Raw genomic sequence first — 26,306 nt, 5'->3', positions numbered from 1 at the left:
CCGAGCGGTCAGGGCAGCAGCAGCCAGTCCGCCGCGAGGGCCGCCGCCAGGCCCGCGCCCAGCAGATACGTGCCCAGCCGGGTGCGGCCGTGGCGGCTGAGCTCGATGACAACTCCGCACAGGATCATGGCCAGTCCGTACACCCCGACCACGAGGACCGACGTGCGGCTGGCCAGCCGCACCGCCAGGACCGCACCGAGCGCCACGAGCACGACGGACGCCGCGGCGATCCGGAGCGTCCGGGCCTGGCGGGGGGTCATGGCCCCCGGCGCGGCTGCGGGCCCGTCCACGGGTACGGTCCCGTCCACCGCGGGCACTCCCGCCGGCGCGGGCGCTTCCACGAGTGCGGAAGCGTCCGAAGGGGCCGGCGTCTCCGCAGGTGTCTCCTGGTCAGAAGCGGTCATGCTCCGGAAGCCTAACGGCCGAGCGGCGGACGGTGTCCGAGGCCCGGCCGTTAGGCTGTTCGCATGACGACCGGGGTTCGCCGCAGGATGGGCGTCGAAGAGCGCAGGCAGCAGCTGATCGGGGTGGCGCTGGAGCTGTTCAGCCACCGCTCCCCCGACGAGGTGTCGATCGACGAGATCGCCGCCGCCGCGGGCATCTCGCGCCCGCTCGTCTACCACTACTTCCCCGGCAAGCAGAGCCTGTACGAGGCCGCGCTGCGGCGCGCGGCGGAGGACCTCGCCCACCGTTTCTCGGAGCGGCACGAAGGACCGCTCGGCGGACGGCTGCTGAGGGTGATGCGCCGGTTCTTCGACTTCGTCGACGAGCACGGGCCGGGGTTCTCGGCTCTGATGCGAGGCGGTCCCGCGGCAGGGACCGGCACCACCAGTGCGGTGATCGACGGGGTCCGCCAGGCGGCCTACGAGCAGATCATGGCCCATCTCGGCGTCACCGACCCGGCGCCCCGGCTGCGGCTGGTGGTGCGGTCCTGGGTCTCACTGGCCGAGTCCACCGCGCTGATCTGGCTGGACGGGCGGGACATACCGCGGGCGGAGCTGGAGCTCCAACTGGTCCACGACTTCGCGGCGCTGGTGGCGGTGCCCGCGGCGTACGACCCGGACATGGCTGCCGTGCTGGAGCGCGTCATGAAGGACGAGCCGGCCGACGGGCCCCTCGGGGACCTCGTCGGCCGGCTCGTGGCCCTGGTGCCGCAGGCGCCGTCCCCGGCACCGGCGGCACGGGTTCCGCAGCAGCGCGCCTGAGCCCCGAGGGCCCCGGCGCGCCGCCGCGCGTCAGCCGCGGTCGAAGACGGCGACCGTGCGTCCCGGCACCGCGAAGGTGCCGGTGGCGCCGTCGTACGACGCCGACTTGACCACGGGGTCGGACCCCCCGGCCTGGACCGGGTGCAGCCGGTGGGAGGTGCCCGCGAGGGCGCCGATCCGCTGGGTCTGCCGATCCGGCGTGGCGTTGAACACCACGACCAGACCACCGAGCCGCATGGTGATCACCCCCGGTGTCTCGTCCGTCCCCGACAACGGGAACGAGAGCGCCGACTGCACCTCGTCCGCCGAGCCGAGTCCGAACTCCTTCCCGGTCGTGCGGATCCTCAGCAGATCGCGGTAGGCGGCCGAGGCGCCGGTGATCTCCGCGCAGCCGGGCTTCAGCGTGGGCGCGGTCAGCAGCGGCTCGGCGTACGGCCACTTGGCCCTGTTGTCGGCGGCCGGCGGCAGGCCGCGGCCGAAGCCGTTGCCGTCGCGGCAGTCCCAGTGGACGGGGTTGAACCAGTCACCGCTGTCGTAGGAGTTGCGGTCCAGGGACTTCGACCGCAGCAGGTCGGTGCCGGCCTGGGACAGCGCGGGTCCCTGGGACAGCGCGGCCGTCGCCATCGCCAGCACCTGCATCCGGGCGCGGCCGGACGCGGAGACGGACGGCGGCAGCTTGAACGCGAGCGCGTCGTAGAGCGTCTCGTTGTCGTGGGCGTCCGCGTAGGCCAGGGCGTCACCGGGTGCCGCCGCGTAGCCGGCCGGTGAGCCGTTGTAGTCCACCTCGGAGCCCTTGACCGTACGGCCCCGGGTGTCGGTGAAGGTGTACGACGCCAGGTTGCCGGACAGCCCGACCTTGATCAGGTCCTGGTAGTGCAGCAGCCGGGCCCGCTGCTCGGCCGGGGTGCCGTTGGCCTCGGAGGCGTTGGGTTCGGTGAACAGTCCGGAGGCGAAGCCCTGGACGCCCGGGTCCTCGTCGAACGGGCCACCGCCGCGGACGGCGTCCCGCGCCCGGTCGGAGAAGGTGGCGATCCCCGTACCGGCCATGTTCTTCTGGGTGGCCTGGACGAACCGGACGTCGTCCGCGATCTCCCCGAAGTTCCAGCCCTCCCCGTACAGGACGATCCTCTTCCCGTCGACGCCGTCCTTCTCGACGGTCAGCGCGTCGAGGGCCTTGCGGACGGCGACCATGTTCGCCTTCGGGTGGTGTCCCATCAGGTCGAAGCGGAAGCCGTCGACCTTGTAGTCCTTCGCCCAGGTGACGACCGAGTCCACGACGAGCTTGCCCATCATGGCGTTCTCGGGCGCGGTGTTGGCGCAGCAGGTGGACGTGGCCACGGAGCCGTCGTCGAGGAGCCGCTGGTAGTAGCCGGGGACGATCCGGTCCAGTACGGACTTCTCCGACTGGCCGCTCGCGACGGTGTGGTTGTAGACGACGTCCATGACGGTACGCAGCCCGGCGCCGTTCAGGCCCTGCACCATCCGCCGGAACTCGACCGTGCGGCGGGTGCCCTCGGGGTCGGAGGCGTAGGAGCCCTCGGGGACGGTGTAGTGCAGCGGGTCGTAGCCCCAGTTGTAGGCGTCCTTCGCCGCCGCCTTCGCGACGCACGCCTGCTGCTCCTCGGAGTCCGGCGGGTACGCCTTCAGGTCGCAGTCCGGTACGGACTGGTCGGACTTCCGCTCGGGGATGGTCCCGATGTCGAAGACGGGCAGCAGGTGGACGTAGGAGGTGCCGCTCTCCGCGAGGGACGTCAGGTGCTTCATCCCGGCCGAGCCGCGCTCGGTGAAGGCCAGATAGCCGCCCTGGTGCTTCGCGGTGCGGTCGGAGGCCGAGAAGTCCCGGACGTGCAGCTCCTGGATCTGGGCGTCCTTCAGCGGCACGGCGGCCGGCTTGCGCAGCGTGGACCAGCCCTCGGGCGCGAGCTTCGGGTCGGCGAGGTCGACGACGAGGCTGCGGGCGGAGTCCGTGGTGAGGGCGGTGGAGTACGGGTCGGTGACCTTGTTGGTGACGACCTTCCGCACGCTGGGCGCCCAGACGGTCACGGCGTACCGGTAGGGCTTGCCCCGCCAGCTCGCCGGGCCGGTGACCGACCAGACGCCGGAGGCGTCGTCGCGGCGCATCGGGACGGTCCTCCCACCGAGTTCGAGGGCGACCTTGCGTGCGGTGGGCGCCCACACGGACAGTGTCGGGCGTCCCTTGCGGAACACCGGTCCGAGCGCGGTCCGCTGCGCCCTGCCCGCGTACAGGTCGTCGAGGACGCCCGGGATCTGCACTCCGGTGGCGGCGAGCAGGGCACCCGCCGCGTTGCGCTGGGTGACGATCAGCTGGCCGCGCAGGGCGTCCTCGACGCGGTCGCGGTCGCGCAGGTCGACGGTGAAGGCGGGGAAGTCCTTCAGATGCGGGAACTTCGCCTTCTGGGCTTCGGTCAGCGTCGACGGGGTGAGGCGCAGCCACTGCCCCTCGTCGGAGAGCGCACCGCCGGGGGCACCTCCCGGGCCGGAGGCTCCGGGGGAGATCCCGATGCCGCCGCCGGGCGCGTACACGAGTTGCTGGCTGGTGGCGTCGGTGGCCTTCACCTTCCAGACGACGGTGCTGCGGTCGATGAACTGCGCCTCGGCCTTCGACAGGTCGGGCGCGGGCGCTCCGCCACTCATCGGCAGCAGGTACTTCGGCTGCCCGGCGAGCATCCACACCTCCCGGCCATGGCTGCCGAACGACAGCGACTGGTCGGTCGGCAGGTCCTTCTGGTCGCCCTTGTGGACGATGTAGCTGAGCGAGTCGGCGCCGTCGGCGAGCGGGACCTCGAAGGTGACGCCGTACGCGTCCTTCCGGACCGGCATCAGCGGCTTCGACCAGTCGGTGGGCTCGGCGGCACCGGTCCAGGTGTGCAGGCCCCAGCCGTCGTAGTCGCCTTCGGCCCGGTGGTAGTGGAGCACGGCCTTCTTCGGGTCCTGCGGCGGGCGGGCGCCGTCGGGAGCGGTACCGGACTGGCCGTCCTGGCCCTGGGTGATCCAGACCTCGCCGGTCCGGCCGAGGTCGATGCTGCGCTGCGGCCCGTCGGGCGTGCCGTCCTTCTCGACGGTGTACGCGAGGGTGGAGGCGCCCTCGGGGACCTTGACCCAGGCGAAGGCGCCCCAGGCGTCGCGGCCGGTGAACGCGGCCGTGGTCCCGGCGGCCTTCAGCTGCGCGCCGTCGTAGTCCCCGTCGGCGCGCTTGTAGTGGACGACCGCGTGGGTGCGCTCGACGGCCGTGGGCTTCTCGGGCGGCGGGACCTGGCCGGCCGTGGTGGCGGCCAGGGCGCTCGCGGTGCGGCCGAGGCTGTCGACGACGACCGCCTTGTAGCGCAGGGGCGTTCCGGCGGGTGCCGTGATGTGCTGGGTGACCTGGTACGGGGCGTGGTCGGCGGTGCCGAGGGTGCGCCACTTGCCGTTGCCCACCTGCGCCGCGAACACGACCCGGTTGAGCTGTCCGCCGCGGACGTCGGCCGAGATCTCCACGGTGCCGGTCGCCCCGGCGGCCGGGGCCTTCAGGGTGAGGGACGGTTTCACGGCGGGGGGCGCGAGGGGCCCGGTCGCGCGCAGCACCAGCGAGGACAGCGCGGGCACGGTGACGGTGGCCCGGCCGCCGGTGGCGCGGACGGTACCGGAGCCTCCGTACAGGGCCCGGAACTCCGTCGAGTCCACGGGCACGGTCACGGTCTTCTCGGTCGTCGCGTTGTTGACGGCCACCAGGTACTCGACGGCTCCCGCGCGCTTCGTCGCGTCGGTGCGGGAGAAGGCGTACACGGAGCCCTTCGCGTACCGCTCCTGCTGGACGCCGTCGCGCAGCGCCGGGTGCTCTCGGGTGAGCTTCGACAGCGCGGCGATCGAGCGGTAGACGGGGTGCCGGGTGTCGTACGCGTCGTCGGCGTGGGTGCGGTCCGTGCCCAACTGGTCGTCGTCGAGGTAGTCGGCGGTCTTCGAGGCGAAGAGCGTCTGGCGGGCGTCCTTGTCGCCGCCGGCGCCGGTGAAGCCCTGCTCGTCGCCGTAGTAGACGACCGGGTTGCCCCGGCTGAGGAACATCAGCTCGTTGGCGAGGCGGGTCCGCTTCAGCAGTTCGGCGTCGCCGGCGGCGGGGTTGTCCTGCTTGAGGAACGTCCCGATGCGGCCCATGTCGTGGTTGCCGAGGAAGGTGACCTGTTCGTAGGCGTTGGCCTTGTCGGTGGTGTACCGGTAGTCGTCGGCGAAGACCCTGGCGAGCCGGCCGGCGTCGGCGCCCTGCGAGGCGTAGGCGCGGGCCGCGTCCTGGAAGGGGAAGTCGAGGGTCGAGTCGAGCCGACCCCGGGTGACGTACGGCGATGTGACGGCGGTGTCGGCGGAGAACACCTCGCCGAACATGAAGAAGTCCTCGCGGCCCCGCTCGGCGGCGTAGGCGTCCAGCGCGGTCGCCCACTGGGTCCAGAAGTCCAGGTCGACATGTTTGACCGTGTCGATCCGGAAGCCGTCTATCCGGAAGTCGCGGACCCACTTCTCGTAGATCCGCTTCATGCCCTCGACGACCTCGGGCCGCTCGGTCCACAGGTCGTCCAGTCCGACGAAGTCGCCGTACTCGGCGCTCTCGCCGGCCCAGGTGGAGTCGCCCCGGTTGTGGTACATCGTCGGGTCGTTGAGCCATGACGGGACCTTGGTGACGGCGCCCTCGCCCTTGACCGGGGTGTACGGGAAGGAGTCGGCGTCGACCCCGCCGCGCGGGATCCCCTCGCGGTCGTCGAACGGACGGCCGTCCTTGTCGAGGTACGGGTGGGAGCCCTTGGGGCGGTAGCCGTAGGCCTTCTCGGCGTAGTCGACGGTGTCGGCGGTGTGGTTGGTGATGACGTCGAAGAAGACCTTCATGCCCTTGGCATGGGCCTTGTCGATCAGCGTCTCCAGGTCCCGGTTGGTGCCGAAGTGAGGGTCCACCTGGGTGAAGTCGGTGATCCAGTAGCCGTGGTAGCCGGCCGACGCGTCCTTGCCACTGCCCTGCACGGGCCGGTTCTTGAAGATCGGCGCGAGCCAGATGGCGGTCGTCCCGAGGCCCTTGATGTAGTCCAGGCGCTTGGTGAGGCCCTTGAGGTCGCCGCCCTGGTAGAAGCCCTTGTCGGTGGGGTCGTAGCCGGTCTCCAGCCGTGAACCGGTCAGGCCCCCGCGGTCGTTGGCCCGCTCGCCGTTCGCGAACCGGTCCGGCAGCACGAAGTAGAACTGCTCGCGCGTCAGGTCGTGCCGGGCGGGCTGCGCGGCGAGCCGCGCGTCGGACGGTGGGGCGGGCGGCTTCGCCGCGGCGGCGGGCACGGCGGGCGCGAGTGCGGCGCACACGGCGACGGCCAAACCGGCCGCCACCGTTCTGCGCCGGGCGCGCGAGGGGGGTGTCACCAGGGTTCTCCTCACTGGTCTGGACTCGTCGGTACTCGTGTCGGAACGCGTGGGTGGTCGTGTCGGATGCGTCGGAACTCGTCGGTGCTGGGCGGAAAGCGTCGTAAACCGGCTGTGCCCGTGGGCTCGTGGGCTCATGGGCTGCTCCTCGGGCCCGTCACCCCCGGCCCCTGGCTCACGGGACTCCTCGGACCGGGCCCGCCCCGGTCCGGCGGCACGGCCGAGGTGGGGTGGCGCCGACCCGGCCGTGCTCGGCCGGGGTCCGGACGGGCGGCGACGCGGCGGCCGCGCCCGCCCGGCCCTGGTCCTCAGGACCGCCAGGTGTCGTTCAGGGTCACCTTGCCGGTGGGCGGGACCGTCGCGGTGCGGTTCGCCCCGGTCTCCCAGGTGACGTTGCCCGCGCCGTCCTTGCGCAGGTACTTGTACTGGAAGGAGGTTCCGGCGGGGAGGCCGGCGTCGAGCTTCCACACGGGGTAGGCCGCCGGGTCGAGCTTGAGGGCGCTGCCGGTGTTCCAGTTGCCGAGGGCGGCATGGTCGCCGGTGACATAGATGTCCTGGCCCGGGACGGTGGTGGCGTTGACCGCGAACGAGGCCCCGGAGGCGGTCGCTCCGCCGCCGCAGTTCCTCGCACCGGTGTGCAGCGCGACGGCGGTGTTCGGGCCGAGGGTCCGGGTGAACTGGCCGGCGCCGTTCACCGTGACGCCCGTGCCCGACTGGACGTCGCAGTAGTCGCCGGCCGGGAGCGAGGTCTGGAAGGTGCGGGTGAGCGCGGAGGTCTCGTGGTTGACGGCCACGTACGCCTTGTCGCCCCGGCCGAAGGCGATCGCGTCGGCTCCGTTGTCCCACCAGTTCGTGACACCCTGACCGCGCGCCACGTTCCGGAAGGCGACCATGGAGGAGATCTCGCGCCAGGCGTGCTGGCACTTCCAGCCGTCGCTGTAGCAGGCGTTCACCGTGCCGCCGTTGGGCGGCCCCGCGTCCTTGTCGGACCACTCGTAGCCGGAGTGGACGTCCGGAGCACCGTACGGCCAGGCCAGCATGAACACGTTCGCCAGCGTGTAGTCGGCGCCGTTCTTGTAGTTGAGGGTGTCGCCGCCGCGCTCGGTGTCGTGGTTGTCGACGAAGACGGCGGACTTGCCGCTCGTCATGTAGCCCCAGCCCTCGCCGAAGTTCTTCAGGTACGCCAGGTTCTCGTTGAGGAAGACCCGCTTGAGGTCGCGGGCGTAGCGGAACTCCTGCACATCGCCGTTGCCCAGGTACTCGTCCGGCTGGACGGCCTCACCGGCGCCGTGGATGGCCTCCTGCTTCCAGTACGCGCCCGGGTTGCTGAGCCTGGCCTTGATCGCGGCCAGGTCCGCGGCCGGCATGTGCTTGGCGGCGTCGACGCGGAAGCCGTCGACGCCGAGCGACAGCAGGTCGTTCATATAGCCCGCGATCCTGTCGCGGACGTACTCCTCGCCGGTGTCGAGGTCCGCGAGCCCGACGAGCTCGCAGTTCTGGACGTTGCCACGGTCCTGGTAGTTGGTGATCTGCGCGGTGCAGTCGTCCATGTCCGGGGCCGAGTACAGGCCGGGGTAGCCGTACTTGGTGTACGACGAGCCTCCGGTGCCCGTGCCGTTTCCGGCCGCCATGTGGTTGATGACCGTGTCGACGACGACCTTGACACCCGCCGCGTGGCAGGCGTTGACCATGTTCGTGAACGCGGCGCGGTCGCCCAGCCGCCCCGCGATCCGGTAGCTGACGGGCTGGTACGACGTCCACCACTGCCCGCCCTGGATGTGCTCCTGGGGCGGGGAGACCTGGACGTACCCGTACCCGGCCGGGCCCAGGGTGCCGGTGCACTCCTGCGCGACCGAGTCGAAGCGCCATTCGAAGAGGACGGCGGTGACGTCCTTGGTGCCGGGCGGGGCCGCCTGCGCTGCCCCGGGTGGCGCGATCACCGCGGCTGCCGTGCCCGCCACGACGGCGAGCGCGGCAGCCAGAGATCTGCTGGCCATGTGCTTCCTCCTGCGGCTCAGGAAGGGAGGTGGGAGGTGGTGAGCGAGGGCCTGTGGTGGGGGTGTTGAAGGTTCTTGCTGCAAAACTGAAAGCACCCTCTGCGCAGGTGACGGTAGGCCCGAACGATTGCCCGGTCAACAGTTCGGACACATCCGGGAAACACGGACGCCATCTGCCTGCAAGGTATTTCACCCTGCGGGCAGATGGCGTGCCGGCCCCGGCGGGGCGGTCTCCGCGCGGACTCCGGTGGGGTGCCTGCGCGCGCCGTGAGCGGACGACACCGGGACGGCGGCCTGGCACGGGCCCCGCGCCCCCGGCGCCGGCGCGAGCGCCTGATGGGCGCTCAGGCGGCAGAGGATCGCGTTCACGATCTACCGCATCCACCCGGCGCCAAGAACAGACACCGGGCACCCCGCTACGACGTTGACAAGACCGTCAGGCGGCCTGAGATCATCGCCGAACGCGATCAGGACAGACCATAACGAACAAGCTCAGGGTCGGGCACTGGGACGCAGGGCGCGGGCCAGGCGGACGATGCCGTAGACCAGAAGCACGTTGACGGCCGCGCCGGCGGTTACGAGCGCGGCGGAGGCGAAAGGGTTGCCTGCCGCATCCGGATCCGGATCGGTCTCCGTGTCGAGGAGGGCGAGCGGGTAGAGGAACCCGACGGTCACCAGCACCGATCCAGGGAAGGTCCACAGGTGCAGGAGGTCGAGGAAGCCGTCGGGACTGGCCCCCGCGAAGGCGCGGGCCAGTCCGGCCGTCGCGACGAGGCCGACGTATCCGATCGCGAGGAGTCGGCCGATACAGCCGGGACGGGTGGGGTTCATGGGTTTCCTTGCTGGAGGCGGATGCCCGGTGGGTCGTGCCCCCGTGAACAGGGGCGCGGCCCACCGACCTCCATTATTGAACATGTTCAAGCATGGAGCTGGCCCCAGGGTTCAGACCACGGGAAGCCGCTGCGAGCCCGCGATCTCTGCCAGGCCCTCGACCTGCCCATCGTCCCGAAGAACGCCGAAGGCATTCGATCCAAGCTGAAACGCCTGGTCAGCCGAGGCCTTCTCGTCGAGCCCGAGCCCGAGCCCGAGCCCGGCCTGTTCGCTCAGCCCCGTCCCTGACCGTCCACTCGCCCCGCCGACCAGGGCTCCTCCCCCAGACCCAACCCCGAAACGGGCATCAGCCCACATCCCGCACTCTCAGCTCCGCGCCCTCGCCGTCGAGCCGCGTACCACCAGCTCCGGCTGGAAGACGTACTCGGTGCTGGGCACGGGGTTCCCGCGGATCTCCTCCAGCAGCGCGCCGACGGCCGCAGACGCCATGGCCTGGACCGGCTGCCGCACGGTCGTCAGCGGCGGGTCGGTGAAGGGGATCAGCGGCGAGTCGTCGTACCCCACCACCGACACGTCCCCCGGCACCTCCAGGCCGCGCTCACGCGCCGCCCGGATCACCCCGAGCGCCATCATGTCGCTGCCGCAGACGATTCCGGTGCAGCCCGCGTCGATCAGTTCGGCGGCGGCGGCGTGACCGCCCTCGACACTGAACAGGGTGTGCCGGACGTACCGTTCGGCGTCGGGACCGGCCGCCGCCAGGAAGCCCTCCGTCTTCCGCCGCGACGGCACGTAGCGCACCGGCCCGACCGCGAGCCCGATGCGCTCGTGGCCGAGCTCGGCGAGATGGCGCACGGCCATGCCCGCGGCCATGTGGTCGTCGGGCGAGACGAACGGCGCCGAGACCTGCTCGTTCCAGCCGTTGACGAGCACGAACGGGACCCGGCGCGCGGCCAGTTCGGCGTAGCGCCCCTGGTCCGCCGCCGTGTCCGCGTGGAGTCCCGAGAGGAAGACGATGCCGTCGACACCGCTCTCCTCCAGCTGCTCCACGAGCTCGTCCTCGCTGGCCCCGCCGGGCTGCTGGCAGCACAGCACCGGTGTGTAGCCGTGCCCGGCCAGCACCTGCTCGATGACCTGGGCGAACGCCGGGAAGATCGGATTGGTGAGCTCGGGTACCACCAGGCCGATCAGTCCCGCGCTGCGCCGCCGCAGCCGCACCGGGCGCTCGTAGCCGAGGATGTCGAGCGCCGCGAGCACCCGGGTGCGGGTCGCCGCCGACACACCGGGCTTGCCGTTGAGGACACGGCTGACCGTGGCCTCGCTGACGTCGGCCTGGGCTGCGATGTCGGTGAGCCGGGGAGCGCCTGCCCCCGCGGTACCCCTCGGCCTGGGGATCGTCACACCGTCCACCACGCCGTGGCGTCCGCGGGCAGGACGGCGGAGCCGTCGTTCACCGCGACCGGCGCGCTGGCCAGCAGGAGCGCGCCGGGTGCGGGGAGGCGGACCGGCGCACCCGTGGTGTTGGCGGTGCAGACGAAACCCTCGCGGGCGAAGGCCAGGACGCCGTGGGGTGCGTCGAGCCAGGTCACCGCTTCACCCGCGCCGAGGCCCGGGTGTTCGCGGCGCACCGCGAGGGCCGCCCGGTACAGCTCCAGGGTGGAGCCGGCCACCCCGGTCTGGGCCTCCACGCTGAGCTCTGCCCAGTCGGCGGGCTGCGGGAGCCAGCTGCCGCCGCTGCCGAAGCCGTACGACGAGCCCTCGCGCGTCCAGGGGATCGGCACCCGGCAGCCGTCACGGAAGCCGTCCTGGCCCTCCGCCCGGAAGAACGACGGGTCCTGGCGCACCTCGTCCGGCAGGTCCGTGACGTCCGGCAGACCCAGCTCCTCGCCCTGGTAGACGTACGCCGACCCGGGCAGCGCCAGCATCAGCAGCGTGGCCGCACGGGCCCGGCGCAGGCCGAGCTCGCGGTCGCCCTGCTCGCGCAGCTGGGTGCCGAGGCCCGGCGGGTTGCCGAAGCGAGTGGCGTGCCGGGTGACGTCGTGGTTGGACAGCACCCAGGTGGTGGGCGCCCCGACCGGCCGCATCGCGGCGAGCGAGCCGTCGATGACCTCGCGCAGCTCCTTCGCGTCCCAGTTGGTGGTGAGGTACTGGAAGTTGAATGCCTGATGCATCTCGTCGGGGCGCACGTACAGCGCGGTGCGCTCCACGGTCGGGGTCCACGCCTCGGCGACGAGGACGCGCCCGCCCTCGTACTCGTCGAGGATCCGCCGCCAGGAGCGGTAGATCTCGTGGACGCCGTCCTGGTCGAAGAACGGCATCACGTCGTTTCCGAGCAGCTTCAGCTGCTCGCCGGAGCCGATGTCGGGCAGGCCGGGTGCCTTGACCAGGCCGTGGGCGACGTCGACGCGGAAGCCGTCGGCGCCCAGGTCCAGCCAGAACCGGAGGATGGAGCGGAACTCGTCCTGGACGGCCGGGTGCTCCCAGTTGAAGTCCGGCTGCTCGGGGGCGAAGAGGTGCAGGTACCACTCTCCCGGCGAGCCGTCCGGGTCGACCGTCCGCGTCCAGGCCGGTCCGCCGAAGATCGACTCCCAGTCGTTGGGCGGCAGTTCGCCGTCCTCGCCCCTGCCGGGCCGGAAGTGGAAGCGCTCGCGCAGCCGGGACCGGGGGCCCTCGCGCAGCGCCTGCCGGAACCAGTCGTGCTGGTCGGAGCAGTGGTTGGGCACGAGGTCGACGATGATCCGCAGGTCCAGGGCGTGGGCGCTGCGGATCAGGGCGTCGGCGTCGTGGAGCGTGCCGAACATCGGGTCGATGGCACGGTAGTCGGCGACGTCGTAGCCCGCGTCGGCCTGTGGGGAGGCGTAGAACGGGCTGAGCCAGACCGCGTCGACGCCGAGCTCCTTGAGGTACGGGAGCCGGCTGCGTATCCCGGCGAGATCGCCCATGCCGTCGCCGTTGCCGTCGGCGAAGCTGCGCGGATAGACCTGGTAGATCACCGCGTCCCGCCACCATGGCGCTGGCTCGGCTCGGTGGCCGGACGTCGTCGCGGTGGCGGGGGCAGCGAGGTGCTGGGTCATTTCATCCCTGGGATGGTCGTGGTTGGGGGGAACGTACGGCACGTGCGGGTCAGCCCTTGACGGCGCCCGCCGAAACGCCCGTGACCAGATGACGCTGTGCGAAGAGGAAGACGATCGCGGCCGGGATGGCGATGAGCACGGAGGCCGCGGTCATCGGACCCCACTGGGCGCCGTACTGGTTGACGAACTTCTGCAGGCCCCCGGCGAGGGTCAGGTTCTCGTCGCCGACCATGAAGGCGGAGGCGTAGGCCACCTCGCCCCAGGCGGTGATGAACGAGTAGAAGGCCGTCACCGCGATGCCGGGACGGGCCAGCGGCAGGATCAGCCGCCAGAAGGTGCCGAACGGGGTGAGCCCGTCGACCTGGCCCGACTCGTCGATCTCGCGCGGGATGGTGTCGAAGAAGCCCTTCATCATCCAGGCGCAGAAGGGCACCGCGATGGTGAGGTAGGTGATGACGAGACCGGCCGGCTCGTTGAGCAGGCCCAGACCCGACATGATGTTGTAGATCGGCACGATCAGGACCGCGACCGGGAACATCTGGGTGATCAGCAGCGTCCACATCAGGCCCCGTTTGCCGGGGAAGCGGAAGCGGCTGACGGCGTAGCCGGTGGTGGCGGCCACGAAGACGCCGAGGACCGTGGTGAGGCCGGCGACCAGGAGCGAGTTGCCGAACCAGGTCAGGAACTCGGTGTCCGCCAGCAGCTTCGTGTAGTTCTCGAGCGTCGTCTCCCTGACGAAGTCCGTCGTCGTCGCGTAGCTCGCCGGCTTCAGCGAGGTCAGCAGTACCCACAGCACCGGGAAGACGGCGATCACGGAGGCGACGAGCAGCGTGAGGTGCAGCGCGGTCGAGGCCAGCGGCGTGCGGCGGCCGCGCACCGGGGCGTTCGCCGGGGCGTTGGTCGTGGTCACCAGGTTTCTCCCTGCTTGCGGAGGACGCGCTGGTAGACAGCGGCGAAGACCATCAGGAGGACGAGGATCAGCACGCCCCAGGTGGAGGACTGGGCGAAGTCGCGGGGGCTGATCTCGAACGAGAACTTGTACGCCTGGGTGACCAGGATCTGCGTGGCCTCACCGGGGCCGCCCCGGGTGAGCAGGAAGATCACCGGGAACATGTTGAAGGTCCAGATGGTGCTCAGCAGCACGACGGTGGTGGACACCGACCGCAGCCCGGGCATGGTGATGTTGCGGAACCGCTGCCAGGCGTTGGCACCGTCCATCTCGGCCGCCTCGTACAGCTCGCCGGGGATGGACTGCAGTCCGCCGAGCAGGGCGACCATCATGAAGGGGACGCCGAGCCAGACGTTCACGGCGATCACCGAGAACTTGGCCCAGGTCGGGTCGTTGAGCCACGGCACGGCGTCGATGCCGCCGCCCGCGAGGAGCTTGTTGAGCAGGCCGTTGTCCTCGTTGTAGAGGAAGCGCCAGGCGAAGACGGAGACGAAGCCGGGCACCGCCCAGGGCAGGATCAGCATCATCCGGTAGAACGACCGGCCGGCGATCCTGCGGTTGAGGATGTTGGCGAGGGCGAGGCCCAGTCCGAAGGTGACGGCCACGCAGGAGACCGTCCACACCAGCGTCCACCCGAGGGTGTCCAGGAACTGGCTGCCGGTGAGCGCGTCGGCGTAGTTGTCGAGCCCGACGAACTCGTACGTCGCGGGAAGGTGGTTCACCCCGATCGACCGCTCGACGTTGCGCTCGTTGGCGTTCGTCAGCGACAGGTAGACGCCGCGGACGAGCGGGTAGCCGATGATCACCCCGATCACGATCACCACGGGGGCGACCATGGTCCAGGCGTACCAGTGCGTGGAGAGGGCGCGGCGGATCTTGCCGGGCGCGCCTGCGGTGTCGCGGCGACGGCCGCGGGCCCTCCCGGGCTCCGCGGCCTTCGCCACCGACTGGCCGCTGGTCTGGACAGCCATCAGTCGGTCTTCCTCTTCCCTTACTTCCAGTCCTTCAGGAGCTTGCGGTAGGCGTCGCCCGCCGCCTTGGCTCCCTTCTCCGGGGTGGTCTGGCCGGTGAGGACCTTGGTGTACTCGGTCACGAGCGGGGCGAAGAGGCTGCCGCCCTCGGGGATCCAGGGGCGCTCGACGGCCTTGTCGACGACCGGCTTGAAGAAGGCGACCATCTCGTTGCCGGAGACGGTGGGCTTGTCGTAGACCGAGGTGCGGGTCGGCAGGAGGCTGAGCTCCTTGGCGACCGTGGTCTGGGACTCGACCGAGGTCATGTACTCGACGAAGGCGTAGGAGGCATCGAGGTTCTTGGAACCGGCGTAGACGGCGAGGTTGTGCCCGCCCTGCGGGGCGCCCTGGCCGTCGGAGCCCGCCGGGACCGGGACGATGCCGAGATTGGCCTTGTCCTTGAACTCCTTGCCGCCGTACGTGTCGGTGACCGCCCACGGGCCGTTGATCATCATGGCGACCTTGCCATCCTTGAAGGCGGTCTGCATGTTGTTCCAGCCGTCGGTGGCATCGGTCTTCGCGGCGCCGGAGTCGACGAGGTCCTTGACGACCTTCATGGCCTTGACGCCGGCCGGGTTGTCGACGGTGATCTGCTTCTTCTCGGCGTCGACGAGGTTGCCGCCCTCGCCGTAGAGGAAGGACAGGAACCAGTACGCGTCGTCGCCGCGCAGGTAGAGGCCGGTCTTGCCGGTCTTGTCCTTGATCGTCTTGGAGACGGTCTTCAGCTCGGCGATCGAGGACGGCGGCTGGACACCGGCCTCCTGGAAGATCTTCTTGTTGTAGAAGATGCCCATGGAGTCGATGACCTGCGGCACGGCGTAGGTCTTGTCGTTGTACTTCGTGGAGGCGGCGGCCTGCGGCAGGAAGTCCTTGTCCTCCTTGAGGGCGGAGGTGCCGTCCAGCGGGGCGAGGTAGCCGAGGTCGGCGAACTCAGGGGTCCAGGCCACCTCGGAGCGGATCACGTCGGGGGCGCCGGAGCCGGACTGGGCGGCGTTCTTGAACTTGTTCTGCGCCTCGCCGAAGGGCACGTTCACATAGTTGATCTTGACATCGGGGTGCAGCTTGGTGAAGCCCTCGGCGAGCTTCTTGAAGACCTTGTCCTCGCTGCCGACGGTCGACGTGTCCCACCAGGTGACCGTGCCCGACAGCTTGCCCGAGGCGCTCTTGCCGCTCTCGGCGTCGTCCCCGCCGCACGCGGTCGCCGTGAGCGCCAGGCTCGCGACCAGAGCGGTGGCCGCTATGCCACGTCGCATGTGAACTCCTTCAACCTGGGCCGCTCCATCACGGCGCCGATTCGGTCAGGAACGTAACAAGGTTGAAAGAAGTCCGAAAGACCTTGCGAGAGATTTCCGCAAGCGGCCGCGATCGTTACATCCGCGTGTCCTCACGGTTGCCGTTGTGCGCCTTGCCAACAGCGCCTGACCCCGCCCCTGCGCCTCCGTGCGCCCGCGCAACTGCTTCCGCAAGAGATTGCAGCGCTGTTACCTTCGACTTGGGTCGGCGTTGCGCCGGAAGATCCGGAAGGTCGAGAAGTTCCAGAACATCCGGCACACCCGGAACATCTGCAACACCCGGAACGCCCGGAACATCGAGAGACAGGCATCCGAAGGAGCGCCCATGACGCAGGAGCTCGGCACGACCACCACGCCGCAGGTCAGCCCGGTCGCCCCGACCGTGCGCCCCGGCCGATCCGGTGACTGGTGGCGGGACGCCGTGATCTACCAGGTGTACGTCCGCTCCTTCGCCGACAGCGACGGCGACGGCGTCGGCGACCTGCGCGGCATCCGTGACCGGCTCCCCCACCTCGCGGGACTCGGCGTGGACGCGGTCTGGCTGACCCCCTTCTACGCCTCGCCCCAGGCGGACGGCGGCTACGACGTCTCCGACTACCGCGCCGTCGATCCGCTCTTCGGCGCCCTCGACGACGCCGACGACCTGGTCAGGGAGGCCCACCGGCTGGGTCTGCGGGTGATCGTCGACATCGTCCCGAACCACACCTCGGACCAGCACCAGTGGTTCCGCTCCGCACTGTCGGGCGGCCCGGAGCGGGGCCACTACCACTTCCGGCCCGGCAGGGGTACGCACGGCGAACTGCCGCCCAACGACTGGGAGTCGGTCTTCGGCGGACCGGCCTGGACGCGGACGGTCGACCCGGACGGCTCGCCGGGAGAGTGGTACCTGCACCTCTTCGCCCCCGAGCAGCCCGATCTGAACTGGGAGCACCCCGAGGTGCGCGAGGAGTTCGACGCGGTGCTGCGCTTCTGGCTGGACCTGGGCGTCGACGGTTTCCGGATCGACGTCGCCCACGGGATGGTCAAGGCGGCCGGACTGCCCGACATCGGGGCCCGGGAGCAGGCCAAGATGATCGGGGCGCAGGTGCTGCCCTTCTTCGACCAGGACGGCGTCCACGAGATCCACCGCTCCTGGCGGCGGCTCCTGGAGGGCTACGGCGGTGAGCGCATCGGCGTGGCCGAGGCCTGGGCGCCGAGCCCGGAGCGCCTCGCCCTCTACGTACGCCCCGACGAACTGCACCAGGCGTTCAACTTCCAGTTCCTGCGCTGCCCCTGGGACCCGGAGCGGATGAGGGAGGTCGTCGATGCCTCGCTGGCGGCGACCGCGTCCGTCGGCGCGCCCACCACCTGGGTGCTGTCCAACCACGACGTCCCCCGGCACACCACGCGCTACGGCGGCGGGCCGATGGGCCTGCGCCGGGCCCGGGCCGCGGCGCTGCTGATGCTGGCGCTGCCCGGGTCCGTGTACGTCTACCAGGGCGAGGAGCTGGGTCTGCCCGAGGTTCTCGATCTGCCGGACGAGGTGCGCCAGGACCCGTCGTTCTTCCGGGCGGAGGGCCAGGACGGCTTCCGCGACGGCTGCCGGGTGCCGATCCCCTGGACCCGTTCGGGCCCGTCGTACGGCTTCGGCAGCGGCGGCAGCTGGCTCCCGCAGCCCGCCGACTGGGCAGAGCTCAGCGTGGAGGCCCAGACCGGGGTGGCCGGCTCCACCCTGGAGCTGTACCGGGCGGCCCTCGCGGTACGCCGCGAGCACCCGGGCCTCGGCGCGGGTGAAGCGGTGACCTGGCTCGACGCACCCCACGGCGTCCTGGCCTTCGCCCGTGACGGTTTCGTCTGCACGACGAACACCCGCGGCACGGACGTGGCGCTCCCCTCCCCCGGGGTTCCGCTGCTGGCCTCCGCGACCCCCGAGTTCAGCGGCGGGACGGTCCGGCTTCCCGCCGACTCGACCGTCTGGTGGGCAATCTGACATGCGACCGGTACAGTCCAATCCCATGACCGCACGGCTCGCCGACATCGCAGCCCAGGCGGGGGTCAGCGAGGCGACGGTCAGCCGGGTGCTGAACGGCAAGCCAGGCGTTGCCTCGACCACCCGCGAATCAGTGCTCGCCGCACTCGACGTCCTCGGCTACGAGCGCCCCGTGAAGCTGCGCCGCCGCAGCGCCGGACTCGTCGGGCTCATCACGCCCGAGCTGGAGAACCCCATATTCCCGGCCCTGGCGCAGGTCATCGGACAGGCGCTGACCCGCCAGGGCTACACCCCCGTCCTGGCCACCCAGACCCCCGGCGGCTCCACCGAGGACGAACTCACCGAAATGCTGGTGGATCGGGGCGTATCGGGCATCATCTTCGTCTCCGGACTGCACGCCGACACCACGGCCGACATGCAGCGCTACGAGAAGCTGCGCGCCCAGGGCGTCCCCTTCGTCCTCGTCGACGGCTTCTCCCCGCTGGTGCGGGCCCCCTTCATCTCCCCGGACGACCGGGCGGCGATGCAGCTGGCCGTGACCCATCTCGTCTCCCTCGGCCACACCCGCATCGGACTGGCCCTCGGGCCACGCCGCTTCGTGCCGGTCCTGCGGAAGATAGAGGGCTTCGTCAAGGCGGTCCGCGACCAGCTCGGCCCGAGCGAGCAGCAGATCGAGTCGGAGCTGATCCAGCACTCCCTCTACACCCTGGAGGGCGGCCAGGCCGCGGCGTCCGCACTGATGGACCGGGGCTGCACGGCCGTGGTGTGCGCGAGCGACATGATGGCGCTCGGCGCGATCCGGGCGGCGCGGCAGCGGGGACTGGAGGTGCCCGACGACATCTCGGTGGTCGGCTTCGACGACTCCCCGCTCATCGCCTTCACCGATCCGCCGCTGACGACGGTGCGCAAGCCCGTCCCCGCCATGGGGCAGGCGGCGGTGCGCACGCTGCTGGAGGAGATCGGCGGAACGCCCGCACCTCACAGCGAGTTCGTCTTCATGCCGGAGCTGGTGGTGCGCGGCTCGACCGCGGCGGGCCCTTTGCACGGTTCGCCCTGATCCGTCCCACCCGGCCGGCGGGCCTCTCGACCGGACTCCCGAATTCCGTGGCACACCAGGGAAACACGGGGGATCCGACTGGTCCTCAGGAGGGACCGGAGGCCCTCCCGAACCCGACCGAGGGATGATCGGAGCGGCGCACCCATCTGGCAGACTCTCCTCCTATGGGTGAAGCGACCGTGAAGACCTTGGAAGGCCGGACCGCGTCCCCGTCACCCATGGTGACCGAGGACGGCCCGGCCCCGGAGCAGAGCAGACTGCGCAGGCTGCGGTCGGTCCGACGGCCCCGCATCTGGTTCGAGATCCTGCTCATCGCGGTCAGCTACTGGACGTACTCCCTCATCCGCAACGCCGTTCCCGAGCAGAAGGCCCAGGCGCTGCGGAACGCCGACTGGATCTGGGAGGCCGAGAAGGCTCTCGGCATCGCAGTCGAGCAGACGGTCAACCACGCGGCCAACTCGGTGACATGGCTGATCGTGACGATGAACTACTACTACGCCACCCTGCACTTCATCGTGACGATCGGCGTCCTGGTGTGGCTCTACCGCCGGCACCCCGGCCGCTACGCCCCCACCCGGCTCGTCCTCTTCGCCACCACCGGTGTCGCCCTCGTCGGCTACTACCTCTACCCGCTGGCCCCGCCGCGGCTGATGAACGGCCAGCACTTCATCGACACGGTGCTGGTGCACCACACCTGGGGTTCCATGGCCTCCGGCAATCTGAAGACCATGTCCAACCAGTACGCGGCCATGCCGTCGATGCACATCGGCTGGTCGCTGTGGTGCGGACTGACCATCTTCGTGCTGGCGAAGGCGCCCTGGGGAAAGATCCTGGGCCTGCTGTACCCGACGCTCACCCTCATAGTGATCGTGGCAACCGCCAACCACTTCTGGCTGGACGCCGTCGGCGGGCTGCTCTGCCTCGGCTTCGGCTACGGCCTGTCCTACGCCTGGTACGGCTCGCTCCCGCACCGGCTGCCCCGCCATGTGCCGGACCCGGTGCCCGCCGGCGCCGTACTCACGGCTTAGCCGACGCCCGACGCGCCGGAGAACGCACGGAGCGGACGCGCTCCCGCGGCACGGTTCGCACTGCGCGGTTCGCCCGGCGCGTTTGAACGCCCGGTGTCGCCGGCCCGACTCCCGGGCTGCGGGCCGGTGTCGGCCCTCACTGTCCGTGCTGGGCGGGACGCCCACCCGCGCACCCGGTACGCGCGGCCGGGCCGGACGCCCGTGGCGCACGGAGCACGCCCGGAAGGCCGCGTCCGCAAAGCGGCGCCCCTCCACCCGGAAGCCGGGGCGCACCGAGGCGGCCTGCCGGAACACCGGGGCCGGGGAGGCGGCATGCCCCGCGCCAGATGCACTCGCGGGTGCCGCCGGCGCCGGAACCTCCGGCTACGCCCCGTAGAACAGTCGCTCCACGACCGCACGCGCCCGCCGCGTCGCACGGCGGTACTCGTCGACCATCTCCCCGACATGCCCCTGGCCGTACCCCAGGTAGCGGCCCACCGCGGCCAGTTCCTTCGCTTCCGAGGGGAAGGTGTCCCCCGCACGGCCCCTGACGAGCATGACGCCGTTGCGGACCCGGGTCGCCAGCACCCACGCGTCGTCGAGGATCTCCGCGTCCTCCGGGGACAGGAGCCCCGCGTCCCGGGCGGCGGCGAGGGCACCACGGGTGCGCGTCGTGCGCAGACCCGGTTCGGAGCAGCCATGACGCATCTGGAGGAGCTGCACCGTCCATTCGACGTCGCTGAGGCCCCCGCGGCCCAGCTTGGTGTGCAGCGTCGGGTCCGCGCCGCGCGGCAGGCGCTCGGTCTCCATCCGGGCCTTGAGACGGCGGATCTCCCGGACCGCCTCCTCGCTCAGGCCCCCGGCCGGGTAGCGGAGCGGGTCGACCAGTTCGATGAAGCGCGCGCCCAGGTCCTCGTCGCCGGCCATCGGCTCGGCGCGCAGCAGCGCCTGGCTCTCCCAGACCAGTGACCAGCGGCGGTAGTAGGCCGCGTAGGAGGCGAGCGTGCGCACCAGCGGGCCGTTGCGGCCCTCCGGGCGCAGGTCGGCGTCGATCAGCAGCGGCGGGTCCGCGGTGGGGAGCTGCAGCAGCCGCCGCATCTCCGCGACGACGGTGTTCGCGGCCTGGGCGGCCTCGTGCTCGTCGTCGCCCTCGCGCGGCTCGTGGACGAACAGCACATCCGCGTCGGAACCGTACGACAGTTCGTGTCCGCCGAAGCGGCCCACGCCGATGACCGCGAACCGGGTGGGGAGCTCGTCCCCCCACCGCTCGCGCACGACGGCGCGCAGCGCGCCGGCGATCGTGGCCGCGTTGAGGTCGGTGACGGCGTTGCCCACCCGGTCGACGAGCGTGCGCGGGTCGTGCCCGGCCGGGTTCTCCTCGGTGCCGTAGGAGCCGATCAGGTCCGCCGCCGCGGTACGGAACAGCTCCCGCCGCCGCACCGCGCGGGCGGAGGCCACCGCCGCCTCCGCTCCGTCCGCGCGCCCGACCGCCGCGAGCACCTCCTGCTCCAGATGGTCGCGGCCCCGCGGCTTCAGCCCCTCGGGATCGCCGAGCAGCGCCACGGCCTCCGGGGCGCGCAGCAGCAGATCGGGAGCGAGCCGGCCGGCGGACAGCACCCGGGCGAGGTTCTCCGCGGCCGCGCCCTCGTCGCGCAGCAGCCGCAGGTACCAGGGCGTCTTGCCGAGCGCGTCCGACACCTGGCGGAAGCCCAGCAGGCCCGCGTCCGGATCGGCGGAGTCCGCGAACCAGCCGAGCAGCACCGGCAGCAGCGTCCGCTGGATCGCCGCCTTGCGCGAGACCCCGGACGACAGCGCCTCCAGATGCCGCAGGGCCGCGGCCGGATCGGCGTAGCCGAGCGCCTCCAAGCGCTGCCGGGCGGCCTGGGTGCTGAGCCGGGTCTCACCGGGCGCGAGCTGGGCGACCGCGTCCAGCAGGGGCCGGTAGAAGAGCTTCTCGTGCAGTCTGCGGACGACGGAGCCGTGCCGCCGCCACTCCTTGTCGAGCTCGGCCACCGGGTCGGCGCGCAGCCCGAGGGACCGCCCGAGGCGCCGCAGGTCCTCCTCGCCCTCCGGGACCAGGTGCGTACGGCGCAGCCGGTACAGCTGGATCCGGTGCTCCATGGAGCGCAGGAAGCGGTACGCCTCGTCGAGCTGTGCCGCGTCCGCCCGACCCACGTACCCGCCCGCCGCGAGTGCCCGCAACGCCTCCAGGGTGGAGCCGCTGCGCAGCGTGGGGTCGGTTCGCCCGTGGACCAACTGCAGCAGCTGCACGGCGAACTCGACGTCCCGCAGCCCGCCCGGGCCCAGCTTCAGCTCGCGGTCTATGTGCGCGACGGGGATGTTGTCGACGACGCGGCGGCGCATCTTCTGCACGTCGGGCACGAAGTTCTCGCGCTCGGCGGCCTGCCAGACCAGCGGCGACACGGCCTCGACGTACTCGGCGCCGAGTTCCGGGTCCCCCGCCACCGGCCGCGCCTTGAGCAACGCCTGGAACTCCCACGTCTTCGCCCAGCGCTGGTAGTAGGCGAGATGGCTGGAGAGGGTGCGCACCAGCGGGCCGTTGCGGCCCTCCGGCCGCAGATTGGCGTCGACGGGCCAGATCGCGCCCTCGACGGTGGTCTCCGAGCAGATCCGCATGAGGTGCGAGGCGAGCCGGGTCGCGGCCTTCACCGCAGTGGACTCGTCCACGGACTCGGATGCCTGCTCCCCGACGAAGATCACGTCCACGTCGGAGACGTAGTTGAGTTCATGGCCGCCGCACTTGCCCATGGCGATCACCGCCAGCCGACAGGCGGCGGCGTCCTCGGGGGCTTCGGTGCGGGCGATGGCGAGAGCCGCGCGCAGCGTCGCCGTCGCGAGGTCGGCCAGCTCCGCCGCGGTCTGCGCCACGTCGGTGGTGCCGCACACGTCACGGGCGGCGATCGACAGCAGGCAGCGGCGGTAGGCGACACGCAGCGACACCGGCTCGGTCGCCTCGGCGAGTCCCCGCTCGAAGTCGTCCACCCCGGGGTGCAGATCGGACGCCTCGTACATCACCAGCGCCTGCCAGTCGTGCGGGTGCCGGGCCAGATGGTCGCCGAGCGCCTCCGAGGCGCCCAGCACCCCGAGCAGCCGGTCGCGCAGCGGCTTCGCGGAGAGCAGCGTGTCCAGCAGTACCTGCCGCTCGTCCGGCTGCTGGGCCTCGACCAGGCGTACGAGTCCGCGCAGGGCCAGGTCGGGGTCGGCGGTGGCGCCGAGCGCGTCGAGGAGGACGGAGTCGGTGCGCACGGGAGCCATCTCGGGCAGGTCCAGCAGCCGCTCGGCGGCGGCGGGGTGGGTGAAGCCGTGTCGCAGCAGACGGGTGAAGGTACTGCTTCTGCGCCCCGGCACCGATGTCATCCCGCCGCCTCCGATCAAGGTCCGGATCCGGGTCCGAGCGTAGTCGCAGGGGTGCGGGGGCCGCGCCCCGGAGGGCGTCGCCCGATGTGCGGTTCCGTGATGTTCGCCATGTTCTTCGTGGTTCGTGCGGGACAACCCGTATTCCTGGAATCTCCGTCCTCCGTCGTGTCCGGGCACCGCGCGCGCCCGGACGGCACGGACACGTTCACCGAGGACCACCCGCGCCCGCGGGTCGCCGGTGCGCGGTGGGGCCCCGCAACGCCCGCCGGCCGCCCGGTGACCGGCGGGCGCGCGTTCGCCCGCGGGACACCGGTGCCCCCGCGGGCGCGTGCGCCCGGGCGGTCACCGGCCCCCACCGACCACGAAAGCACCGACCGCCATGCCCAGCCGGCCCCGCCGCAGCAGCCGCCCCTCGGCGGCGCCTCACGCATCCGCGCCCCGCTTCGGCTCCGCGTTCCGTCGCGCCGCCGCGGCCCGCCCCGGCTCCGGTTCCTCGCACGCCCCCGACTCCGCGGCCCGCCCCGGTTCCCCTCCCGGTCCCGGTCGGGAGGACGGCCCCGGGGCTCCGGGCGGCGCCGGCCTCCCGGTCCGCTCCGGTCCCGTGGCCCGCCGCGCCCGGCGAGGAGTGGTCGCCGGGCTGGCCGCCGCGCTGCTGCTGGGCGTCGTGGGCACGCTGGTGACCGTGCCCGACACGGCCGCGGACCGCCGCGGCGCGCGGGCCGTTCCCCCGGCGGGGCCGGCGGTCCAGCCGGTCCGCACCACCGCGGGCGAGCGGGTGGTCCAGATCCTCGCCCATCCCGACGACGACCTGTTCTTCATGAACCCGGACACCGCCCAGTCCCTGGCCACGGGCCGGAGCCTGACGTCGGTGTACCTGACGGCGGGCGAAGCCGACGGCGTCAACGCCCGGCGCGACGACCCGGATCCCCCGGCCCCCGACAAGGCCGCGTACGCCGAGGCCCGCCAGAACGGCATACGCGCCGCCTACGCCGAGATGGCCACCGGTGACCGGACCAGCCCCTGGTCGCGCTCTGCCGTGCGCACCGCGGGCGGCGGGTCGGCCGAGCTCGACACCCTCCGCGCCAAGCCCTGGATCAGTCTCGTCTGGGTCCAGCTCCGGGAGGCCGGCAGCGTCAACGGCGACCGACCCCACAGCCTCCGCGGGCTGTGGGACGGCCGGGTGGACTCCCTCGGGTCGCAACTGTCCTCCGGGACGCCGGTGCGGGAGGACTTCGCCTACACCAAGCGGCAGGTCGTGGAGACCGTCGCCGGACTGCTGGAGCGGTTCCGGCCGACGTTCGTCCGCATTCAGGACCCGACCCCGGGACGCACCGCGAAGGGCACCTACTCCGACCACCAGGACCATCTGTACGGGGCGCGGTTCGCACAGGCGGCGCTCGCCCGCTACGCGGCCGTACCCGGGCACCCCGCCTTCGGCGTCCAGACCTACCTCGGCTATGCCACCGGACGGCTGCCCCGCACCCTCGGCCCCGCGGACGCCGCGGCGAAGCTGCGCACCCTTGAGACGTACGCGTGGACGGACGGCGCCGACCACTGCGGCGACCCGGCCGGCTGCGGAGACCGCAAGGTGGCGGCACGGCCCGCCGGCCACGGCTGGGCGCAGACGGTCCGCCACACACGCGGAGAGTCGACGACCTGGGCGCAGCCCGGTCCGGGCGGGACCGCGTGGGCGTTCTCCGTGCTCGACCGGCGGCTCGCCGTCTGGCACCGCGCGGGGCCCACGGCGGGCTGGACCGGTCCCCGGCTGACCGGTGACGGCGGCATCGACGGCGGGGTGACCTCGGTACGCCTGCCCGACGGCCGGATCGCCGTGCTCGGGACCCGTACAACTCTCGGCGCACGCGCCGCCGACTACCGCCGGGACGTGGTGCTCAGCGTGCAGCGCTCCCGGGGCGGCGACTTCGGGCCGTGGGCCTCGCTCGGCACTCCGGAGCGCGACGACGAGAGCGGTACTTCGGCCATCAGCGCGCCGGCGGCGGTCGTGGACCCGACGGGCCGGCTCAGGGTGTTCGTCCGGGACTCCGCCCACCGGCTGACCGGCCGGACCGGGCTGCCGGGTGGCGGCTGGGAGCCCTGGACGCCGCTGGGCGGCACGGGCCTGCGCGGCGATCCGGTGGCGGCCACGGACGCGTCCGGCCGGCACACCGTTTTCGTCCCCACCCCGTCGTCGGTGCTGGCCTGGTCGCAGTCCGGCCCCGGCGGCCCGCTGGCCGGCCCGATGCGGACCGGCCTTCCGGCGACGACGCTGGCGCTGAACGCGACGGCCGACGCCCGGGGCGGCGGCATCCGGCTCTGGTACCGCGTCCCGGTCACGGGCGAGGTCCGCGCCGCCCACTTCGGCGGGGCCCCCGGTGTGCCCGGCACCGGTGAAAGGGGCGGAGCGGTCGGCGCGGGGGCGGCCGGCGCCCCGCGTACGGGCATCGCGGGGAAGGCGAAGGGTGCCCCGGGTGCGGAAGCGGGCACAGCTTCGGGCGGGGCGGCGGGTAGGGGCACGGCAGGGATGTTCGTCCCCGTCGTCTCGTTCGTGGCCTCGACCGGTGTGGCGGGCTTCGGCCCGGTCGGCTCGGGCGGCGATCTGCTGGCCGTCCGGTCCCGCACCGGTGTTCTGGCGACGACGCGCACACAGGCGCGGCCCCGCCCGGTACCGGTGACGGAGCCCGAGGCCGGGGCCGGGGCCGGCTGGACCGAAGGCGGTTTCCTCCTCGCCGGGGCGCCCGCCGGACTTCCCGGCGGCATCGCCGCGATCGGCCTGGACGGCACCCTGCACTGGACGCCGTCGGGGCGTCCGCGGACGGCGCAGCTTCCGTAGGGGGCTGCCGCGGGTGACTTCCGCAGCGGCCTTCGTCTCCGCAGGGGGCTTCACAGGAAGCTCCCGCAGGGGCCTGGGCAGGAGAACCCTGGTCGTGGCGGGTGTGGCCGTCCGGGTGAGGGACGGGACCGGGCTCGCCCGGCTGGCCGGGTCCGGGCGTGGGAAGTACGGTCCGGAGTGGCACTTCGAGGTCCGGACAGGGCCTTCCGGCACAAGGGCGGGGGCCGCGCCCCGGTCTTCGAGGTGGCAAGCTCCACGGGCCTCGGCTTCGGCCGGGGACCCGAGACGTACGACCGGACCCGACAACGCTTCACCGCTGAGC

15 protein-coding genes are annotated in these 26,306 nt (G+C 72.0%); 5 read left to right on the top strand and 10 right to left on the bottom strand.

Features of this window, described 5'->3' with window-relative positions; genetic code table 11:
- Window positions 1-8 precede the first annotated feature (8 nt).
- Window positions 9-404 carry a hypothetical protein gene (locus tag AB0J10_RS10460; RefSeq protein WP_363059885.1) on the bottom strand — a complete coding sequence of 132 codons (396 nt, stop codon included), beginning with the start codon at window positions 402-404 and terminating at the stop codon, window positions 9-11.
- Window positions 405-467: 63 nt separating this feature from the next.
- Here AB0J10_RS10460 and AB0J10_RS10455 point away from each other — a divergent pair, with 63 nt between their 5' ends.
- A complete protein-coding gene (locus AB0J10_RS10455; RefSeq protein ID WP_363059883.1) occupies window positions 468-1,205 on the top strand; it encodes a TetR/AcrR family transcriptional regulator in 738 nt (245 codons plus the stop codon).
- A 30-nt stretch (window positions 1,206-1,235) separates the two neighbouring features.
- Here AB0J10_RS10455 and pulA read toward each other — a convergent pair whose 3' ends face one another.
- From pulA to AB0J10_RS10415, 8 genes are all read right to left on the bottom strand, one after another.
- Window positions 1,236-6,593, bottom strand: a complete 5,358-nt coding sequence (gene pulA / locus AB0J10_RS10450; RefSeq protein ID WP_363059881.1) for a pullulanase-type alpha-1,6-glucosidase — start codon at window positions 6,591-6,593, stop codon at window positions 1,236-1,238.
- 308 nt (window positions 6,594-6,901) lie between these two features.
- Window positions 6,902-8,590 carry a carbohydrate-binding module family 20 domain-containing protein gene (locus AB0J10_RS10445; RefSeq protein ID WP_363059879.1) on the bottom strand — a complete coding sequence of 563 codons (1,689 nt, stop codon included), beginning with the start codon at window positions 8,588-8,590 and terminating at the stop codon, window positions 6,902-6,904.
- 492 nt (window positions 8,591-9,082) lie between these two features.
- A complete protein-coding gene (locus AB0J10_RS10440) occupies window positions 9,083-9,421 on the bottom strand; it encodes a hypothetical protein (RefSeq protein ID WP_363059877.1) in 339 nt (112 codons plus the stop codon).
- Window positions 9,422-9,787: 366 nt separating this feature from the next.
- Complete coding sequence (locus tag AB0J10_RS10435; protein ID WP_363059875.1) at window positions 9,788-10,831, bottom strand: LacI family DNA-binding transcriptional regulator; 1,044 nt, start codon at window positions 10,829-10,831, stop codon at window positions 9,788-9,790.
- The gene (locus tag AB0J10_RS10430; protein WP_363059873.1) at window positions 10,816-12,492 is read right to left on the bottom strand and encodes a glycoside hydrolase family 13 protein; all 1,677 of its coding nucleotides are present in this window, start codon (window positions 12,490-12,492) and stop codon (window positions 10,816-10,818) included. Before AB0J10_RS10430 ends, AB0J10_RS10435 begins: the two co-directional genes overlap by 16 nt.
- Window positions 12,493-12,541: 49 nt before the next feature.
- Window positions 12,542-13,402, bottom strand: a complete 861-nt coding sequence (locus AB0J10_RS10425) for a carbohydrate ABC transporter permease (protein WP_363059871.1) — start codon at window positions 13,400-13,402, stop codon at window positions 12,542-12,544.
- Window positions 13,399-14,412, bottom strand: coding sequence for a sugar ABC transporter permease (locus tag AB0J10_RS10420; RefSeq protein WP_363059869.1), 1,014 nt, complete (start codon window positions 14,410-14,412; stop codon window positions 13,399-13,401). Before AB0J10_RS10420 ends, AB0J10_RS10425 begins: the two co-directional genes overlap by 4 nt.
- A 20-nt stretch (window positions 14,413-14,432) precedes the next feature.
- Entirely contained in the window at window positions 14,433-15,704 is a 1,272-nt protein-coding gene (locus AB0J10_RS10415; RefSeq protein ID WP_363059867.1) for an extracellular solute-binding protein, read from the bottom strand.
- Between the two features lie 364 nt (window positions 15,705-16,068).
- Between AB0J10_RS10415 and AB0J10_RS10410 the strand changes: the two genes are divergently transcribed.
- From AB0J10_RS10410 to AB0J10_RS10400, 3 genes are all read left to right on the top strand, one after another.
- Window positions 16,069-17,712 carry a glycoside hydrolase family 13 protein gene (locus tag AB0J10_RS10410; protein WP_363059865.1) on the top strand — a complete coding sequence of 548 codons (1,644 nt, stop codon included), beginning with the start codon at window positions 16,069-16,071 and terminating at the stop codon, window positions 17,710-17,712.
- 25 nt (window positions 17,713-17,737) lie between these two features.
- Window positions 17,738-18,769, top strand: a complete 1,032-nt coding sequence (locus tag AB0J10_RS10405) for a LacI family DNA-binding transcriptional regulator (RefSeq protein ID WP_363059863.1) — start codon at window positions 17,738-17,740, stop codon at window positions 18,767-18,769.
- A gap of 164 nt (window positions 18,770-18,933) precedes the next feature.
- Window positions 18,934-19,797 carry a phosphatase PAP2 family protein gene (locus AB0J10_RS10400; protein ID WP_363059861.1) on the top strand — a complete coding sequence of 288 codons (864 nt, stop codon included), beginning with the start codon at window positions 18,934-18,936 and terminating at the stop codon, window positions 19,795-19,797.
- 363 nt (window positions 19,798-20,160) lie between these two features.
- Here AB0J10_RS10400 and AB0J10_RS10395 read toward each other — a convergent pair whose 3' ends face one another.
- Complete coding sequence (locus AB0J10_RS10395; protein WP_363059859.1) at window positions 20,161-23,154, bottom strand: bifunctional [glutamine synthetase] adenylyltransferase/[glutamine synthetase]-adenylyl-L-tyrosine phosphorylase; 2,994 nt, start codon at window positions 23,152-23,154, stop codon at window positions 20,161-20,163.
- Window positions 23,155-23,755: 601 nt separating this feature from the next.
- Between AB0J10_RS10395 and AB0J10_RS10390 the strand changes: the two genes are divergently transcribed.
- Window positions 23,756-25,984, top strand: coding sequence for a PIG-L family deacetylase (locus AB0J10_RS10390; RefSeq protein WP_363059857.1), 2,229 nt, complete (start codon window positions 23,756-23,758; stop codon window positions 25,982-25,984).
- The last annotated feature ends 322 nt before the right edge of the window (window positions 25,985-26,306 follow it).

It is taken from the genome of Streptomyces sp. NPDC049887, from assembly GCF_040656535.1.
In the GTDB taxonomy this organism is placed as follows: Bacteria; Actinomycetota; Actinomycetes; order Streptomycetales; family Streptomycetaceae; genus Streptomyces.
Note: the sequence above shows the minus strand (reverse complement) of the source record. Positions and strands in the feature narration are given on the sequence as shown.